Consider the following 16,449-nt stretch of genomic DNA (forward strand, 5'->3'; position numbering starts at 1 on the left):
CCTTTCCGGCCGCCGCCCGATTGGATATCTTCGCCGTCGATTGTCCTTAAATGAGAGGTTTGCTTGTGAGTGTCGGCCTGATTGCCCTCCTTGATGATGTCGCCGCGCTGGCGAAAGCGGCCGCTGCTTCTCTGGACGACGTGGTCGCCCAGGCGGGCAGAGCCGGCGCCAAAGCCGCCGGTGTCGTAATCGATGACGCAGCCGTCACGCCGCGTTATGTGACCGGCCTTTCGGCGGCGCGCGAACTGCCGATCATCGCACGGATCGCTGCCGGTTCTCTCAAGAACAAACTTCTGTTCCTCCTGCCGGCCGCACTCGTCCTCAGCCTTCTCCTGCCGCAGGCTGTGACGCCGCTGCTCATGCTCGGTGGGCTCTACCTCTGCTACGAAGGCGCCGAAAAGGTCTACGAACTCGTCGTGCCGCACGCGGCCCATGCCCACGAGAACGCACTCGAGACGATCAGCGTCGATCCCAAGACCTTCGAGGACGAAAAGGTTGCGAGCGCCATCAGGACCGATTTCATCCTGTCGGCAGAGATCATGGCGATCACCCTCGGCTCCCTGCCCGAGACCGGTCTGGCGATGCAGGCGCTGGTTCTCGCTTTGGTCGGCACCCTGATCACCGCTGCCGTTTACGGCGTCGTCGCCTTGATCGTGAAGGCGGACGATTTTGGCTTATGGCTGGCCCGGCGCTCCTCCCCGTCCCAGGCGGGCACGGTCCTACGCGTGCTGGGGCGCGGCCTGGTGCACGGCATGCCCTATCTTCTCAAGGTGCTCGGCCTGATCGGGACGGCGGCGATGATCTGGGTCGGCGGCGGCATTATTGTGCACGGCGCCGAAAGCTTCGGTTTCGCCTGGCTGAGCCATCTTCTCCACGATGCAGGCGAAGGCGCTGCGCATGCTATGCCGGCCATTGGCGGCCTGGTTTCCTGGCTGATCCAGGCTGTCGGTTCGGGTCTCGTCGGCATCCTCCTTGGGCTCGCGACCATCCCGGCCGTCGGCTATGCTGTAGCGCCCGCATGGCAGTGGTGCGTGGCGCGCCTGCGGAGGTTGAGGACCGCGTGAGTTTTGGAGCATTCACCTCCCGGCGGCAAACGAGACCCCGCGGCCCGACCAGATGTGTCGCCGATGCCGTCGCCATCAACCGGCATCCCTTTCATCATAGGAACGCTGCACGGCAAAAATTGCGTCCAGGTTTCGAAGACGGGCTGGCACCCCCCGGCACGCTCGGAAGGCGCGATGCATAAGCGCTACCGCAACGGCAGTTCGAAGCTCCGCTTCAGCGTTTCCATCGGCACATCGGTTTTGACGCTGAGGACGCTTGGAATGCGGGTCAGGTGATCGGCCTGAAAACGCCAGTAGCTGTGCAGGTCGGCAGTCACGATCCGAAGGACGGCATCGCATTCTCCCGTCGTTAGATAGCATTCCATCACTTCGGGAAACCGCCGGACGGCTTCGGCAAAGCGCAGCGTGACCTCCGCGTCCTGCGTTTTGAACCATACGCGGGCAAAAACCGTCAGGCCCGCCCCGACCTTCGCCGGATCCAGAACGGCGACATAGCGGTCGATAACGCCGGCCTCCTCAAGCAGCCGCACCCGGCGCAGGCAGGGTGACGGCGACAGCCCCACCTCCTTCGCCAGATCGACATTCGAGATACGCCCATCGCGCTGAAGCACGCGCAGGATATGACGATCGATCGCGTCTAGAGCGATTGGCATTTAATAGCTCTCTTTGATTCACTATCGGCATGATATGCTAAATTTTCGCAATTTCTCGGACGTTTCGCAAGCTCATTGCGCGTGACTTGACCTATCGTTTCAGTCGTCAATATGGAGACGGCTGATGGCAAGGAAGATAGAGAAGATCGTGCTCGCTTATTCGGGCGGACTGGATACATCGGTCATTCTCAAATGGCTGCAGGAGACCTACGGATGCGAGGTCGTGACCTTCACCGCCGATCTCGGCCAGGGCGACGAACTCGAACCCGCGCGGGCAAAGGCGGCGATGTTTGGAGTCAAGGACATCCGCATCGTTGATCTGCGTGAGGAATTCGTCCGCGACTTCGTCTTTCCGATGCTGCGGTCAAACGCGCTCTATGAGGGGCAGTATCTCCTCGGCAGTTCGATCTCCCGGCCGCTGATTGCCAAGCATCTTGTCGCCATTGCCCGGGAGGCTGGCGCGGATGCTGTTGCCCATGGTGCAACAGGCAAAGGCAATGACCAGATCCGGCTCGAGCTTGCCGTCAATGCGCTCGCTCCGTCGATCGAGGTGATTGCTCCGTGGCGCCAATGGAATATCCGCTCACGCATGCAGCTTCTGGAATATGCCGGGAAGCATCGGATCCCCGTGCCGAGCGACAAGCGCGGCGAGGCGCCGTTCTCGATCGACGCCAACCTCCTGCACACCTCGACCGAAGGCAAGGTTCTTGAAAATCCGGCGGAGGTCGCACCCGATCATATCTATCGGCGCACAGTCGATCCCATCGACGCTCCCGATGCCCCCGAGATCGTCACCATCGGTTTCGAGAACGGTGACCCGGTTTCCCTGGACGGACAGATCATGACTCCGGCGGCATTGCTGACACAACTCAACGAATTGGGCGGCCGGCATGGCATCGGGCGGCTCGATCTGGTTGAAAACCGTTGCATCGGCATGAAGTCGAGGGGAGTGTACGAGACGCCGGGAGGAACGATCCTTCTTACCGCGCATCGCGGGATTGAATCGATCACGCTCGATCGCGCCGCCATGCATCTGAAGGATGAGATCATGCCCCGCTACGCCGAGCTGATCTACAACGGCCTCTGGTTCGCACCCGAGCGGGACATGCTGCAAGCCCTGATCGACCGAAGCCAGGCCTTCGTCAGCGGCGAAGTGACGATGAGGCTCTATAAGGGAAGCGCCTCTGTTATTTCTCGTACTTCGCCTTGCTCACTCTATTCCGCCGACCTCGTCACCTTCGAGGAAAGCTCGATCGCCTATGACCATCTTGATGCCGAAGGTTTCATCAGGCTCAAGGGATTACGGCTTAGAAATTGGGCAGTCCGCAATGGACGATGAGCGTCTGATCTTACCGCTGCTGTTGGGCCGCATGTTGGATTCTCGCGTAGCCGAGCCCATCAACGCGCCCATGGGAAATCGCACAAATCGATTTCAAACGATTTTAAAAAAACGGGCCAAAAAACTAATCGATTTTAATTTTATCTTTGAATTTTTCTTGTTGCGACGCAAAAGAATTTAGCCATTAACTTCCGCATATGCTCAGTGTGTTCTTTGGAGGGACTCGCATGACTGTGACATTTCCGTTGACCGAAAAGCGCGACGCGGAGGAGTTGCTGAAGCACTTGACGGCGCACAAACTCAGCTTTCCCGGAAACTGTGTCGTGTCGCTCAAGGCGCACGTCGCCCACGTCTCGTCCTCTCATACAACAGCACTCGGCACTGCCCGTACCGCCTGGTAGGATTGAATTTCCCGAGGTTTTCCTGCAAAAAATTCCTGTTCCGGGCGCTGCCGACGGCGATGAGAACCTGTGCTCCCGGCCGCACGATGGGAAACTCATACCGCGTCATGACCACTCCGACAGCAATGTCCCATCTTAGACAGGGCGTGCTCGCCGCGGCCATGATGCTGGCTGCGATGATGACGTTCCTGGATCAAGCGCATGCCGAGCCATGCGAACAGGAAACTTTCGACGAGGCGACATACGTCATCTGCACTCTGGAACCGGGAAAAGCCGACCTGCGTCTGTTCTGGAAGGACGCCGATGGTGAGCCATATCGCGCTTTTTCAAGCCTGGCCGAAGTCATTGGCGCCGAGGGAAAGAGGCTGGCCCTGGCGGTCAACGCCGGCATGTACCGGGCCGATTTTTCGCCGATGGGCCTATATGTCGAGAATTCCAAGGAATTGAAACCTGCCAATACGGCAGAGGCCGGAGGCTCTCTCGGTCGGGTCCCGAATTTCTACAAGAAGCCGAACGGCGTGTTCTTTCTTGGCGAAGCAGACGCCGGCATACTTCCGACCGGGGAGTTTCTAAAGCGCGCGCCCAAGGTGCGGTTCGCCACGCAGTCCGGCCCGATGCTCGTCATCGCCGATAAGCTGAACCCGATCTTCATCGCCGGGTCGACGGACCGAACCCGCCGAAGCGGGGTCGGCGTCTGCACGGACGGTGCGGTTCGCTTCGCGATCAGCGAAGACGGGGTCAATTTCTACGATTTCGCGCGGCTCTTCCGCGACCGGCTGAAATGCCACGACGCGCTGTTTCTCGATGGTGGACGAGGTGTTGGGCTTTACTATCCAGCCATGGGCCGCAACGACCGCTCCTGGCACGGCGGCTACGGCCCCATCTTCGGGCTGGTGGAATAGGAAGCGAAGGAACTTCATCGAGCTCCGCGATCTCGTCACCCCGCCTTTGTATTTGGCCGGACGTCGATATCGACCTCAACCGCTCGTCAGCGTCTATATCGCCTCCCCTGCGTATCCGCCGCTTTCCTGCGGTTCAGGCCGGCATCGAGCGCCTGACGGGCTCCGGCCCTGATCTTGATCGGCGGCGGCCTGCTGCTGCTTCGCTGATGGCATCTCAGCCTTAGACCAGCCGCTCTAGGCCGCAGGTGAGGCCGGCGATGGTTCGTCGATATCTTCGGGAATGAAACCGCCGGTTTGGCGTTTCCACAGGCGGGCAAACAACCCCTCCCGTTCGACCAGTTCCTCCGGCCTGCCCTCTTCCACGATGCGTCCGCGATCGATCACGATGATCCGATCCATCTTGGCGATGGTCGAAAGGCGATGGGCGATGGCGATCACCGTCTTTCCCTCCATGACGAGGTTCAGCCTTTCCTGGATGGCGGCTTCGGATTCGCTGTCGAGCGCGGAGGTCGCCTCGTCGAGCACCAGGATCGGCGCGTCCTTCAGCAGAACGCGGGCGATCGCCACGCGCTGCCGCTGGCCGCCTGACAGTTTGATGCCGCGATCGCCGACGAAAGCGTCATAGCCCTTACGTCCTTCTCCATCGGCAAGATCGGCAATGAAGCCATCGGCGCTCGCCATCTTTGCCACCTCTTCGATCTCATGCCTTGTCGCCTCCGGCCGGCCGTAACGGATGTTGTCGCCGACGGAGCGGTGCAGCAGCGCGACGTCCTGCGCGATGACCCCGATGGCGCGGCGAAGACTTGCCTGCGTCACCGCGCGAATATCCTTCCCGTCAATCAGGATCGCACCATCACAGATGTCATAGAAGCGCAGCAACAGATTTGCGAGCGTCGTCTTGCCTGCGCCGGAGAGGCCAACCAAGCCCACCTTCTCGCCTGGCCGGACCGTCAGCGACAATTCGTTTATGACGGGCTTGCCTGACTTGTAGGCAAAGCCGACCTTTTCAAAGCGGATTTCCCCGCGGCTGACCGTGAGGCTTTCCGCATCCGGCCGGTCGGTGATCGTCGGCGGCGTCGTCAGGACGGGCATCGCGTCCTTAATGGTACCGAGCGCCTTGAAAATCTGCTGGCCCATCTGAAGGAAGGTGAAGGACCCTGCTGAGAGGCGCTGGAGGATATAAACCGTCGCCACGAAATCGCCCACGGTCAGAAACCGGTCAAACAGACCCCAGAAGCCGATCCCCAGCATGACGAGCCAGAGCAGCATGTTGAGGCTGATGACAACCAGCTCCGTCGTCCGGTAGATGCGCTGCTCATGATGAAGCGTATGCACTGCCTTTGACATGATCTTCCTGAGCGCGCCGGCCTCACTGTCTTCGGCGGCAAACTGCTTGACCATCTGAATGTTGCCGTAAATGTCCGTCAGCGCACCCGAAACCAGGCTGTTCTGCTTTGCCGAGCGCCGGGAACGCTCGGTGAATTCGGGCACGACCTTGACGGTGAACAGCACATTGACCACCACCCAGGCGATGACCGGCAGCGCCAATTGCCACGACACCGCGAGCAGAAGCAGAACCGAGCCGACAATCTGGAGGAGGAAGCGTGGCGCCGTTTGAAATCCGATGAGAATCTGTTGCTGAACCGCATTGGCCACCTGGCCGAGTCGAGATGCGACCTGACCGGCGAAAAGATCATGGAAGAAGGCGAGATCTTGCCGTTCGATGGCCTTGTGGCCTTGCCATTGTATGGCGATCGGCAGGCTGATGCCGATCGTATGTGAGTTCAGAATATTGGTGACGTAGAAGAAAATAGGCATCACCGGAAAGATCAGAAGAGCCAGAAATGCCAACAGCAAAAAGCGGCTCTGAACGAACTGCTCGACGCCCTGCGTCGTCACGCCGTCGACGATTACAGACAGCCCCCAGATGATTGTCAGGTTGATCGCTTCGACCGCCATCGATGTGAGCGCCATGGCGATGACGACGCCCCGAAGCATTTGGATGAAATGCCAAAGGACGGCCACAGGCCCCTTGGAAGGCAGCGGCCGATAGGGAATGTCAAGCGGCCGGATCCAGGTTTCGAAGGGACGATAGATCGCATCGGAAATCGCCATGGGCTGCTCGTATCAAAATCGGGAGATGGTGCAGACTCGACTGCGGGAGCCCGCATGGGATCATCTTCCGAATGCAATCTCAATTAGAAATTTCAGAAAAACCTGCAAACGTGCGTGTTGCAAAAGCGGATTTGGAATGCCGGCAGCATCGATTGCGATCCCCGCGCGATTGGGGCAGGATGCGATCCTCGAAGAGGGAGCAGGAACGGCGCTCATGCTGAGGGGATCATGCCATTGCGGCAAAACGAGCTGGACACTCGAAGGTGATCCCGGCTCGGTCACTGCCTGCAACTGCACCCTCTGCCGACGCTACGGCGTTTTGTGGGCCTATGATTACGAAGGAGAGCGCATCGCGCTTGCCGGCGAAACCGCCTCCTACACCCGATCCGGCAGAGACAACCCGTCACTCGAAATATTGTTCTGCCCGTCCTGCGCCTGTGTGCTCAGCTGGCGCGGCCTTCGCCTGCAAAAGGATGGCCGCCGCCGGATGGCCGTCAACATCCGGCTTGCGCCGCCGGATCTCGTCGCCGACCTGCCGATCGATCATTTCGACGGCTTGAACACGTTTGAGGATCTCGCATCCGACGGACGCTGCGTGCGCGATCTCTGGTTCTGACAGCTAGTCATCTCGGCATCAGCGGCTCAGCCGCGCCGGGCCGCCTCGATCGCCGCGACGTCGATTTTCTTCATGGTCATCATCGCGTCGAAAGCTCGCTTTGCCTGATCACCGCCTGCCGCGAGCGCTTCTGAGAGCACGCGCGGCGTGATCTGCCACGACACTCCCCACCTGTCCTTGCACCAGCCGCATTCGCTCTCCTGGCCGCCATTGCCGACGATGGCGTTCCAATAGCGGTCGGTTTCTTCCTGATCGTCGGTTGCGATCTGAAATGAAAAAGCCTCGTTGTGTTGGAATACGGGACCGCCGTTCAGACCGATGCAGGAGACACCCGCAACGGTGAATTCGACGACCAATACGTCTCCCTGCTTGCCCTCGGGGTAATCTCCCGGTGCGCGAATGACGGCTCCAACCTCGCTGTCGGGAAAGGTCGCGGCATAGAAGTGGGCGGCAGCCTCCGCCTCCTTGTCGTACCATACGCAAATCGTGTTCTTTGCCATTGCGCGATCCTTTCGCTCTTAATCGCCTTCCAGTGACATAAGAGGCAAACCATCATTCTCCAGGCCACGCATGCTATTTCATGGGAAGTTGCCACTCCCAATCACAGGAACGACGCGAGAGGTGGCAGCTCCAGGAGCCGAGGCCCATGGACGCGCGCATATCGAGGCCGACATGCGGCGGTCCGGGCACGACAGCTTGCATAAGAACAATGATCTACGACCGCCGTATGAATCAAATTCTTAAGCGCGCGGTTTTGGTGTCCTTCAAACGAAACCCGTGTCAGACTGTCCAGACCGCACATCGCGCGACGATCGAAAAGGCCCGAAGCCATGCACAAATTCACCGTATCCATCATCCGGGAGATTGAGGCTGATACTGCGGAAGAGGCCGCCCTGCTCTTGTATCAGGAACTCTCAAAGGGACCGCTCCCGGATCGCTACCTGGTCATCGATGAGACGAAAGCAACCACGGAGGTGAAGCTGGATCGGGAAAAGGCGGATGAATTCGCCAGCATCGACCATACTGCCGACCCCGGCAACTGGTAGGATCGGGCGAGCCGAGCATGCTAGAATACGATCCGCATTACCCGACGATCCTGCCGCCGGGCATTGCGCTTGCGCTTGTCTTCGTGCTGAACATCCTGGCTCCTCTCTTGGCCATCTTCGTTGCGCGCAGGATGAAGCGGCGCAGGTGGATGTCGCATGCAGTCGCATTCCTGTGGGTGCTCCTGTCGACATTTGTTTTGGGCGAATTGGCACTGCCGACCACGGCGCCGGACGAGGCGTCCGGACCTGGCGACGGATTCCTCCTGCTTCCTATCGTGGCGGAAACGCCGATTGTGCTCCTAGTTTACGTGCTCGTTTTGCTGTTCCTGCGCTTTGGCGGTTCAGCAGCCGGGCAAGACAGAACCGAACTATTTCGATGAGCGGTGTTCTGCTGCGCCATCGCGGGCAGCAATCCGGCTTTGCACCGGTCCCGAACTGCGGTAGTGGCGAGATCAGATCCTCCGCGCCGTAAATGTGGATAGCGCCACAAGGAAAGAACGTGACCTCACCTGTCAAAATCGCCGTCGCCGGTGCGAACGGCCGGATGGGCCGCGCCATCCAGTCCTTGCTGGGGGCCGATCCGGGTTTTGCCTTCGTCGGCGGCATCGGGCGTCCGGGCTCTGTGGGCGCGGGGCTGATCGATCGTGCGGCCGCGATCGGTGTGGCGGATGTGATCCTGGACTTCACCACCGGCAGCGCGGCGGCAGAGCTCGCCGGCCTGTGCGCGTTGGCCGGCGGACCGGCGCTGGTCATCGGGGCAACCGGCTTCGAGCCCGACGAGTTGGAGCGGATCGGCGAGGCCGCCGGCCGCGTCCCTATCCTGCGCTCCGGCAATTTCTCCATTGGCCTCAACATGCTGGTTGGCCTCGTCGAGCAGGCCGCGCGCGCCCTTCCCGCTGAGGGTTGGGATATCGAAATCCTCGAGGCCCATCACGCGCGGAAAATCGACGCGCCGTCCGGAACGGCGCTAATGCTGGGCAATGCCGCCGCCGCCGGCCGCGGCGTGTCGCTCGCTTCCGTCGAGCGACGCGCTCGGGACGGCATCACCGGCAAGCGCCCGCCCGGCGAAATCGGCTTCGCGGTGCTGCGCGCCGGTGGCATCATCGGAGAGCACAGCGTCCTCTTCGCCGCCGCCGAGGAGGTTATAACGCTCTCCCATTCCGCCCTCGACCGCGCCATGTTCGCCCGCGGCGCGCTTGCCGCCGCCCGCTGGCTCGCAGGCCGCGCCCCGGGCGAATACAGCATGCGGGATGTGCTGGGACTGGCGCCGGGCGGCCGCTGAGAAGCGGCTGAATACAAAGCCTTGAATCAATTTCTAAGCAGGCTTGCTCACGACATCGAGAATAGCCGAGGCGACGACGACTTCGGTTCCGGCAAGGCCAACCGAGCAGAACAGCGACATATCTGCCTGTGATGCCCGCCCTGCCGCCCTCCCGGCAATGATGTCGGCGAGATCGGCCATGCGGTGCTCATTGCCGGAGCCCGCGAGGAAAAAGGGCGAGGCATAGGCGCGCGTAAGCAACCTCCAGCGCATCGATCGCGATCGCCATCAACCCGCTGTCGTCGAGATCCTCGTCCTTCAGGATTTTGATCACTGCAATCTCCGATTCAAGCGGCATCCTGCAACCCCAACCCAGCTCGAGGTCAAGAGGATGATGAGCAGCGCTGCGGCGCGTGCTTCGGGGCTCCGCCCTATGGGCTTCGCACCTCAAGGGGCCTTGGAGGATGCCGCCACCCGCCGCGCCATCATCACATCGTCGATCTCCCTGCCCTCCTCCAGCACGCCGCCGGGAATCCTGCCAATCTCGGCAAAACCCTGGCGCTGATAGAACCGTATTGCCGCCGGGTTTTCGGCGCTGACGAAGAGCTCCAGTTGGCGGATGCCGATGTCGCGCGCGTGATTGGAAATCGCCTCCAGGAGCATGACCGCAAGGCCCGTCCCGCGCAGGCCGGCGCGGACATAGACCATGACGATCGTGGCGCGGTGAGCCATCTTGCTCGACCGCTGCCGAAACAGGCCCATAATGCCGACCGGCTCGCCCTCCTGGAAGGCGATGAAAACCGGCTCGTTCAGCCGTTCGCGCCACTCCTCGAGAGAGAGCACCTCCCAGTCTTCATAGCGACTGGCAAAAGAGGCTGGATCGGCGCGAAGCGATTCCAGGCGGATAGTCCGGAAGGCCTCCACCTCGTCTGCCCCGATGAGCCTGATCGTCACGCCGCCTGCATCCATCGCCACCTCCCGGATATAGAAGCTATGTCATCGCAGCCGAGTACGGCTGATGCAACCCGGAAGTGATGAGTTCGATTTCGGCCCCACGTCGAAACACCCAGTCAACGTGAACTTGTCCGATCCGCACTCAGGAAAGTTCATGTGCCGAGGAAACGCCCGAAGGTTTTCGCGTGTTCGGCTATCTTCAGGATGGCCAGGGTGCTGACTACATTTGAAGCTTGCGAGCTGGACTGATTGAGCCTCGACCCTAGGAAACGAGGAAGTATCTCGCGCTCACACGAGCCTCACCCTCAAGTGGCCCCTCAGAAGGCTCGAAGACGAAGCGGGCGGGCCTCCAGTCACTGCGCCGGAGTTCCCACCCGGCCGCCCTTGCGCACAGTCGGTTCGCCGGTGGGCCGGAGATCCCATTGATCGGTGCGGACGGCTGGGTCCTGGGTTGGCTGCTTGTCACCCGCCCCCGACGCCGGTTCGCGGGTCGAGCGCACGACCAGATCATCCGGCTGCTCGGCCGGATCGAAGGCCGTCTGGTCGCTTGGCCTTTCCGTGTTGGACGGCGCGATCTGACGGATGACGACGAGAAGAACTATCCCGATGGCCACGCACACCAGCGCGTAGATAATGAAATATTTCAGTGCATATCCCTCGCTGGTCGGCCGAGCAACCTTGACAGCGGCGCGAATGATATTTCGTCCATCATTGATGGATACTTGTTGATAAGGCAATAGATTTTAACAAAACCCCGAAAATTTCAGAAATAGACAGCATAAAATAAGGCGTTATTGGAGAAAATAATCAACGATCTCCCGTAATGCTCGATTTGTCCCAAGCGTCTCGGAAAACGCGAGAACTCGGCCATGGCCGTGCACCGCAATATCTCAACCTCGCGTGTATCTCATCCGGAAGTGCCGACATGGCTGCGACGGTTTCGATCTTCTCATCCGCGGTGGCGAACAGTTGCTCGGCCTGGAGCACGCGTCCGAAGCTGGAAGGCCTTCACACATGATCAACGCCACCACCACCAATAAGGTCCGCGTCGGCGGCTCCGCCTCTCCGTCGACATCCGCTACCAGAACGTCGATGACGAAATCGACGCCCCGCTGGAAACAACCACTGGAGCCTTGGGGACATGCTGTAGGACTGTCCGCTATTGAATCTCCCTGACGATTTCGGCCGTATCGAAGTAATAGGGCGTGCCGTCCAGCAGCAACCCCTCATCGAAGCGCAGGACCTCGGCGAATGGCTGCCTGATGACGGCGCCGGTCGCCCGCGAGGTGAGCTGCAGCGTGCATGTCATGAAGATCCGATCGTCGGATTGAGCAGCCGCAAGATCTTCCATCGCGATATCGCTCCAGACTTCACTCATCTTCCGCAGCAGGGAAGCGATGCCCGCCAAGCCCTTCCACTCGCCGCAATAGGGCAGTAACGCAGGCTCGTGACGATCATATCGGGATGAAATGCCCTAGCGAGCGCCCGATCGTCAGCCTTGTCGGAGGCAAGAAACTCCAGTTCGAGCTGGAACATCGGGTTCAATAGTTCCATGGGTGTGTTTCGTTTGTCGACATCGCTCATCAGGGCCATCTCCTTCGTGTCAGGCAGATGGCCGCTGATTACGCGTCACGACTTCTTGCCGCCACCCATTTCCTGATTTTCTGGCTTGCGCCCCAGCGCAGCCGCCTGTTCCAGGCTGATGCCGTTGGCAAGCGGGTCGGCATGACGGTGCGCCAGCAGCCATTCCGAGCCCTCCCGGCGATAGACCAAGGTGACGCGGAGCGCCCAGTCCTGCATCGGCAGGCCACCGGCCTCGACGCAGCATCGCTCGATGAGCGCCAGCACGATCATATCGGCCGAGCCATAGGCCTGCACGATCTCCTGCTCGAAGGTGCCGTTCGAAAAGAAGCGGCCGACCGCCTGCCAGCGCTCCTCCGTCAGCTCGGCCTCGTGCGTCGGCCGCCCGCCGAAGGGAGACATCAGCGTGTAATCGGCCGCATGCGGATTCAGCGCGCGGTAGGACGCGATATCGCCGCGCATCAGCGCCGCATTCGCCTCTTCTGTTTGGCGGATGAGTTCGGCGCAGGCCCTATCGGTGATGCAAATTTCGGCCTGTTGTAAACGGGATGGCGATGCCATGAGCTTGCTCCTTCGGCGATGCGGACGGCCGCTTGCTGCGGTCTGCCGGACAGTCCCACTTCAGCCGCGCTGAATCCAATGATATGATTTCAGCAATATGCTGAATCTGGCTGACCTCTCGCGGACGGATCTCAACCTCCTCGTCCTCTTCGAGGCGGTGCTGGAGGAGCGTCATGTCGGGCGCGCGGCCGAGCGGCTGAACCTCACCTCTTCGGCCGTCAGCCATGGGCTTGGCCGGCTGCGGCGGCTGCTGAACGATCCGCTCTTCCTGCGCACACCGAAGGGTGTGGTGCCGACGGCGCGGGCATTGGAGCTGGCAGCCCCGATCGCCGATGTGCTCGCCGGCGTGCGCAATATCCTGTCGGCCGCCGAACCCTTCGATCCCGCCACATCGACGCGCCGCTTCACGATCGGCGCACCCGACGGCATTTCGGCCGTGCTGCTGGCGCCTCTTCTAGCCGAGCTTGCCCACGTCGCGCCCGGCATCGATATCGGCATCCGCCAGCTGCTGCCGGCCCCGAACGAAAGCGCGCCCGAGCGGGCCTGGCGCGGCGCCTTCGCCGATCTCGACGACCGCCTGACCGACATTGCCGTCATCCCCACGGGGCATATTCCCGAGCGTTTCCATGTGAGCGGGCTTTACGATGAGGATTTCGTCGTGGCGATGCGCGCCGGCCATACCTTCGCCGCCGCGCCGACGCTTGCGCGATATTGCGAGCTGGAGCATCTGGTCGTCTCGCTCGGCGGCGATCCCCATGGCTTCGTTGACGAGGCGCTGGCGAGGCTTGGCCGCGCGCGCCGCGTCGCGCTGACCGTGCCGAATTTCATGTTCGCGCTCGCCATCCTTGCCGCCACCGATCTCATCTGCGCCCTGCCGAGGCGGTTTGCCGCCATGCATGCGGCGCGCTTCGGCGTGGAAAGCGTCGATGCGCCGCTGGAGCTCACGCGATTTCGCATCAATGCTATTCTCCCTAAGGTCGCCCTGATGGATGCGGGCGTCGCCTGGCTGCTGGCCATCCTCGAGCAAGCACCGCCGCCGCTGTCGCCGACCGCCCGATCCTCCGCCGGCATCTGAGCCCTTCAATCCAGTGGCGAAAAGTTCTAAACTGACCGCGCCGGCAGCTTGCTTGGAGGCGGTCCCCGGGGACCGGCGGGCGCTCGGCTGAGGGGACCCCGCATGTCGGCAATCGCATCTCTTTTTCAGGAAGCCGCCCGGCTTGCGGCCGCCTTTCGCGAGCGCGCCCCTGCCCGCCATGTACCCCGGCACGACTATGCCGCTTCCCTTGCCGCCTTCGACGAGCCGCTGCCGAAAGCCGGCGCCGATATGACCGATGTCATCCGGCAGCTCGCTGCCGACGCCGAGCCCGGACTGCATCTCATGACCGGCCCGCGCTTCTTCGGCTGGGTCATCGGCGGCTCCCATCCGGTCGGAGTCGCCGCCGATTTCCTGACCAGCGCCTGGGGCCAGAATGCCGGAAACCATGTCGCCGCCCCGGCCGCCGCGGCCGTCGAAACCATCGCGTCGCGATGGCTTCTCGACATCCTGAAGCTGCCGGCCGAAAGCTCCGTCGGCTTCGTCACCGGCGCGACGGTCGCCAATTTCACCTGCCTTGCCGCCGCCCGCGGCGAGGTGCTGCGCCGGGCCGGCTGGGATGCCGACGCCAGGGGCCTGTTCGGCGCGCCTGAAATCACCGTTCTGATCGGCGACGACGCGCACACCACCGTCTTCTCCGCCCTGCAATTCCTCGGCCTCGGCCATGACCGCGTGCTGCGCCTGCCGACCGATGCAATGGGCCGGATCGATCCGGCCTCCCTCACCGGCGCGCTTGCTTCGTTCGGCGGCCCCTGCATCGCCATTCTGCAGGCCGGACAGATCAATACCGGCGGCTTCGACGATTTCACCCGCCTCATCCCGACGCTCAAGGAAAAGGGCGCCTGGGTGCATATCGACGGCGCCTTCGGCCTCTGGGCGCAGGCATCGGAGAAATTCAGCCATCTCAGCCGCGGCGTCGAGGCGGCCGACAGCTGGGCGACCGACGGCCACAAGTGGCTGCAGACGCCCTATGACTGCGGCTATGCGATCGTGCGCGACGAGCTTGCCCACCGCCGCTCCATGACGATCGCCGCAAGCTACCTGCCGCTCGCGGCCGAAGGCGAGCGCGACCCCTCCCATTACGTGCCGGAGCTTTCCAGGCGCGCCCGCGGCTTCGCCACCTGGGCGATGCTGAAACATCTCGGCCGCGACGGCATCGCCGCCCTCATCGATCAATGCTGCGCCTCCGCCCGGCTGCTCGCCGAACATCTCGCGCGCGAACCCGGCATCACCATCTTGAACGAGGTCGCGCTGAACCAGCTCATCCTCCGCTTCGCCACCGACCGCCCGGACAATGAAAGCGACGCGATCACACGCAAGACCATCGAAAAGATCCGCCAAGACGCCACCCTCTTCGCCGGCGGCGCCAAATGGCGCGGCCGCGACGTCCTGCGCCTCTCCGTCACCAATTTTCAGACGAATGCCGACGAGGCGCGGCTGGCGGCGGACAGCATCATCGCCGCATTCAGAAGCGCCGGCCGCGGCTGACGTTCTTCCACCCGCAGCATCAACTATTGACACCTACCCGAGCAGGATTACGGTCCTCTCTTCAGAATTGAGGAAACAGATGCACCCCTGTTTCACTCCCGATCGCAATGGGGACGGATATGAATAGCTCACGATCGTTGGGGCAGCACTACCTTCGCCTCGCTTCACGCTCCAACGGTTTTCCGATGTCAGGATATCTCCTGGCGATTGCCGCTCATCTCGCCCTGATCCCCGCCGCCGGCCATGCCAGTGAGGCGCGGGGAAAATCCACGCCTCCTCCCGCGAACGTTTGCGTGGAAGTCGGCGGAATCACTCTATCGGGAGCGGCCGGAGGCCCGGCCTATGCGGCGGTAGAGCTCAAATGCGGCGCAAAACTCTCGCTGGTGCTCCGGCGCCAGACCGGCATGAATGGAAATCTTCCCGTCTGGACCGCAGTCGACCATGTGACGATTTCAAAGCCGTCGCCCCGCCACGAACTTTTGCTGCCCGCCTATTGCTTGTCGAGCCAATTTCCTGATGCCGCTGTCTTTGCGCTCGGCAGGATGGCGGAGCAGCCGGACGGCTCCTATCAATCCGAGAATGTGGTCAAAGCCTGGAGGTTCGATATCAAGCGCGAAAGGCTGGCCACCATCCCCGTTAAGGGCGTGCTTTGCGCGGTAGACGGGGGAGACTGACGGCCGGCGCGGCAATTTTGGTGGCCACCACCACCCCGCTTCAGATCGCCGCTAAACCGTTGGGTTCATTCGAATTCAGCGGAGAGAAAAATTTCCGGATTCATCGTCGAACGGCGACCACCGAGCTGGCGCGGTAGCGCGACAGCTGGACCCGATTGGATTGATTTCCACCGAACAGATAGACGTACTGGCGTCGCTGATCGAAGTGGTCGAACAAGCTGACATGGAACCGCCTGCCGCTTCGGATGACAACGACGTCTCCCCGCCTCACCGAGCGGAAGAAAACCGGCTTGCCAAAACTTTTCCAGGAAACTGCCATATTGGGATTGGCCGGCGGCTGGCGGGACGATCGTTTGGCAACGAAGGCGAGGAAAGCGCCGCACCAGGACGTTCTGCGGGGGTTGACGCCGAGAAAGGAGATGGAGCGTTCGTGCATGCGATTGTATTTGGAAGCCGTGACGAGCATGTCGGCCTCACACGGTACGGCAAAAACCGTGAGGGCTATGACGAGAATAATTTTCATTGTTTCTCACCATTGTTTGGATAATTTGCAACATCCGAAATGTGGCGAAGAAAAAATCGCGGCGAGAACGTATATTTAAATCATGGCGGCAATTAGAAGCAATTTAACCGCGTAATTTTTGAGAATTGATCGAAACAAGACTTTGCGCAGCCTGCGACATCGCCCCGAAATCAGATGA

The 16,449-nt window shown here is 61.4% G+C and carries 21 protein-coding genes and 2 pseudogenes; 12 read left to right on the forward strand and 11 right to left on the reverse strand.

Going from position 1 to position 16,449, the window contains the following annotated elements:
- The first annotated feature begins 65 nt into the window (after positions 1-65).
- Entirely contained in the window at positions 66-1,064 is a 999-nt protein-coding gene (locus J0663_RS00425) for a DUF808 domain-containing protein (RefSeq protein ID WP_207244385.1), read from the forward strand.
- A 185-nt stretch (positions 1,065-1,249) separates the two neighbouring features.
- Here J0663_RS00425 and J0663_RS00430 read toward each other — a convergent pair whose 3' ends face one another.
- Positions 1,250-1,717 carry an Lrp/AsnC family transcriptional regulator gene (locus J0663_RS00430; protein WP_207242542.1) on the reverse strand — a complete coding sequence of 156 codons (468 nt, stop codon included), beginning with the start codon at positions 1,715-1,717 and terminating at the stop codon, positions 1,250-1,252.
- A gap of 124 nt (positions 1,718-1,841) precedes the next feature.
- Here J0663_RS00430 and J0663_RS00435 point away from each other — a divergent pair, with 124 nt between their 5' ends.
- The 3 genes from J0663_RS00435 to J0663_RS00445 all read left to right on the forward strand — a co-directional run bounded on the left by J0663_RS00435 (position 1,842) and on the right by J0663_RS00445 (position 4,359).
- Positions 1,842-3,056, forward strand: a complete 1,215-nt coding sequence (locus tag J0663_RS00435) for an argininosuccinate synthase (RefSeq protein ID WP_207242543.1) — start codon at positions 1,842-1,844, stop codon at positions 3,054-3,056.
- Positions 3,057-3,283: 227 nt separating this feature from the next.
- Positions 3,284-3,457, forward strand: a complete 174-nt coding sequence (locus tag J0663_RS00440) for a hypothetical protein (RefSeq protein ID WP_207242544.1) — start codon at positions 3,284-3,286, stop codon at positions 3,455-3,457.
- Positions 3,458-3,582: 125 nt separating this feature from the next.
- Positions 3,583-4,359, forward strand: coding sequence for a phosphodiester glycosidase family protein (locus J0663_RS00445; RefSeq protein WP_207244386.1), 777 nt, complete (start codon positions 3,583-3,585; stop codon positions 4,357-4,359).
- A 234-nt stretch (positions 4,360-4,593) separates the two neighbouring features.
- Here the strand turns inward: J0663_RS00445 and J0663_RS00450 are convergent, their stop codons facing one another.
- Positions 4,594-6,474, reverse strand: coding sequence for an ABC transporter ATP-binding protein (locus J0663_RS00450; protein ID WP_207242545.1), 1,881 nt, complete (start codon positions 6,472-6,474; stop codon positions 4,594-4,596).
- A gap of 214 nt (positions 6,475-6,688) precedes the next feature.
- Between J0663_RS00450 and J0663_RS00455 the strand changes: the two genes are divergently transcribed.
- Positions 6,689-7,090 carry a GFA family protein gene (locus J0663_RS00455; RefSeq protein WP_207244387.1) on the forward strand — a complete coding sequence of 134 codons (402 nt, stop codon included), beginning with the start codon at positions 6,689-6,691 and terminating at the stop codon, positions 7,088-7,090.
- Positions 7,091-7,116: 26 nt separating this feature from the next.
- Here the strand turns inward: J0663_RS00455 and J0663_RS00460 are convergent, their stop codons facing one another.
- A complete protein-coding gene (locus J0663_RS00460) occupies positions 7,117-7,590 on the reverse strand; it encodes a VOC family protein (RefSeq protein WP_207242546.1) in 474 nt (157 codons plus the stop codon).
- A 330-nt stretch (positions 7,591-7,920) separates the two neighbouring features.
- Here J0663_RS00460 and J0663_RS00465 point away from each other — a divergent pair, with 330 nt between their 5' ends.
- From J0663_RS00465 to dapB, 3 genes are all read left to right on the forward strand, one after another.
- Entirely contained in the window at positions 7,921-8,136 is a 216-nt protein-coding gene (locus J0663_RS00465) for a hypothetical protein (RefSeq protein ID WP_207242547.1), read from the forward strand.
- 17 nt (positions 8,137-8,153) lie between these two features.
- On the forward strand, positions 8,154-8,516 hold the full coding sequence (locus tag J0663_RS00470) for a hypothetical protein (RefSeq protein WP_207242548.1): 363 nt from the start codon (positions 8,154-8,156) through the stop codon (positions 8,514-8,516).
- A 119-nt stretch (positions 8,517-8,635) separates the two neighbouring features.
- Entirely contained in the window at positions 8,636-9,418 is a 783-nt protein-coding gene (gene dapB, locus J0663_RS00475; RefSeq protein ID WP_207242549.1) for a 4-hydroxy-tetrahydrodipicolinate reductase, read from the forward strand.
- 33 nt (positions 9,419-9,451) lie between these two features.
- Here dapB and J0663_RS00480 read toward each other — a convergent pair.
- The 4 genes and pseudogenes from J0663_RS00480 to J0663_RS00490 all read right to left on the reverse strand — a co-directional run.
- A pseudogene (locus J0663_RS00480) lies at positions 9,452-9,652 on the reverse strand (ornithine cyclodeaminase family protein); the annotation flags it as partial.
- Complete coding sequence (locus J0663_RS31790) at positions 9,606-9,731, reverse strand: hypothetical protein (RefSeq protein WP_375337261.1); 126 nt, start codon at positions 9,729-9,731, stop codon at positions 9,606-9,608. The pseudogene J0663_RS00480 and the gene J0663_RS31790, both read right to left, overlap by 47 nt.
- A gap of 113 nt (positions 9,732-9,844) precedes the next feature.
- A complete protein-coding gene (locus J0663_RS00485; RefSeq protein WP_207242550.1) occupies positions 9,845-10,366 on the reverse strand; it encodes a GNAT family N-acetyltransferase in 522 nt (173 codons plus the stop codon).
- A gap of 338 nt (positions 10,367-10,704) precedes the next feature.
- The gene (locus J0663_RS00490; protein ID WP_311043606.1) at positions 10,705-10,965 is read right to left on the reverse strand and encodes a hypothetical protein; all 261 of its coding nucleotides are present in this window, start codon (positions 10,963-10,965) and stop codon (positions 10,705-10,707) included.
- A gap of 397 nt (positions 10,966-11,362) precedes the next feature.
- Here J0663_RS00490 and J0663_RS31100 point away from each other — a divergent pair.
- Positions 11,363-11,501: pseudogene (locus J0663_RS31100) on the forward strand (phytanoyl-CoA dioxygenase family protein); the annotation flags it as partial.
- Positions 11,502-11,510: 9 nt separating this feature from the next.
- Here J0663_RS31100 and J0663_RS31105 read toward each other — a convergent pair.
- Genes J0663_RS31105 through J0663_RS00500 form a run of 3 tightly spaced genes read right to left on the reverse strand, consistent with a single transcriptional unit; the run spans position 11,511 to position 12,493 of the window.
- Complete coding sequence (locus tag J0663_RS31105) at positions 11,511-11,729, reverse strand: nuclear transport factor 2-like protein (protein ID WP_246590338.1); 219 nt, start codon at positions 11,727-11,729, stop codon at positions 11,511-11,513.
- Positions 11,726-11,935 (reverse strand): hypothetical protein, encoded by a 210-nt coding sequence (locus J0663_RS31110; RefSeq protein ID WP_246590339.1) that lies wholly within the window; start codon positions 11,933-11,935, stop codon positions 11,726-11,728. The genes J0663_RS31105 and J0663_RS31110 overlap by 4 nt, the downstream gene beginning before the upstream one ends.
- A 45-nt stretch (positions 11,936-11,980) precedes the next feature.
- On the reverse strand, positions 11,981-12,493 hold the full coding sequence (locus J0663_RS00500) for a YybH family protein (protein ID WP_207242552.1): 513 nt from the start codon (positions 12,491-12,493) through the stop codon (positions 11,981-11,983).
- A 97-nt stretch (positions 12,494-12,590) separates the two neighbouring features.
- Here J0663_RS00500 and J0663_RS00505 point away from each other — a divergent pair, with 97 nt between their 5' ends.
- The 3 genes from J0663_RS00505 to J0663_RS00515 all read left to right on the forward strand — a co-directional run bounded on the left by J0663_RS00505 (position 12,591) and on the right by J0663_RS00515 (position 15,748).
- On the forward strand, positions 12,591-13,568 hold the full coding sequence (locus J0663_RS00505; protein WP_207242553.1) for a LysR family transcriptional regulator: 978 nt from the start codon (positions 12,591-12,593) through the stop codon (positions 13,566-13,568).
- A gap of 102 nt (positions 13,569-13,670) precedes the next feature.
- Positions 13,671-15,074, forward strand: coding sequence for a pyridoxal phosphate-dependent decarboxylase family protein (locus J0663_RS00510; protein ID WP_207242554.1), 1,404 nt, complete (start codon positions 13,671-13,673; stop codon positions 15,072-15,074).
- A gap of 119 nt (positions 15,075-15,193) precedes the next feature.
- Positions 15,194-15,748 carry a hypothetical protein gene (locus tag J0663_RS00515; RefSeq protein WP_246590340.1) on the forward strand — a complete coding sequence of 185 codons (555 nt, stop codon included), beginning with the start codon at positions 15,194-15,196 and terminating at the stop codon, positions 15,746-15,748.
- Positions 15,749-15,848: 100 nt separating this feature from the next.
- On the opposite strand, the gene J0663_RS00520 is transcribed toward J0663_RS00515, so the two are convergent.
- The gene (locus tag J0663_RS00520; protein ID WP_207242555.1) at positions 15,849-16,271 is read right to left on the reverse strand and encodes a TIGR02594 family protein; all 423 of its coding nucleotides are present in this window, start codon (positions 16,269-16,271) and stop codon (positions 15,849-15,851) included.
- Between the last annotated feature and the right edge of the window lie 178 nt (positions 16,272-16,449).

Origin of the sequence: Rhizobium lentis (assembly GCF_017352135.1) — a bacterium.
Classification (GTDB): domain Bacteria; phylum Pseudomonadota; class Alphaproteobacteria; order Rhizobiales; family Rhizobiaceae; genus Rhizobium; species Rhizobium lentis.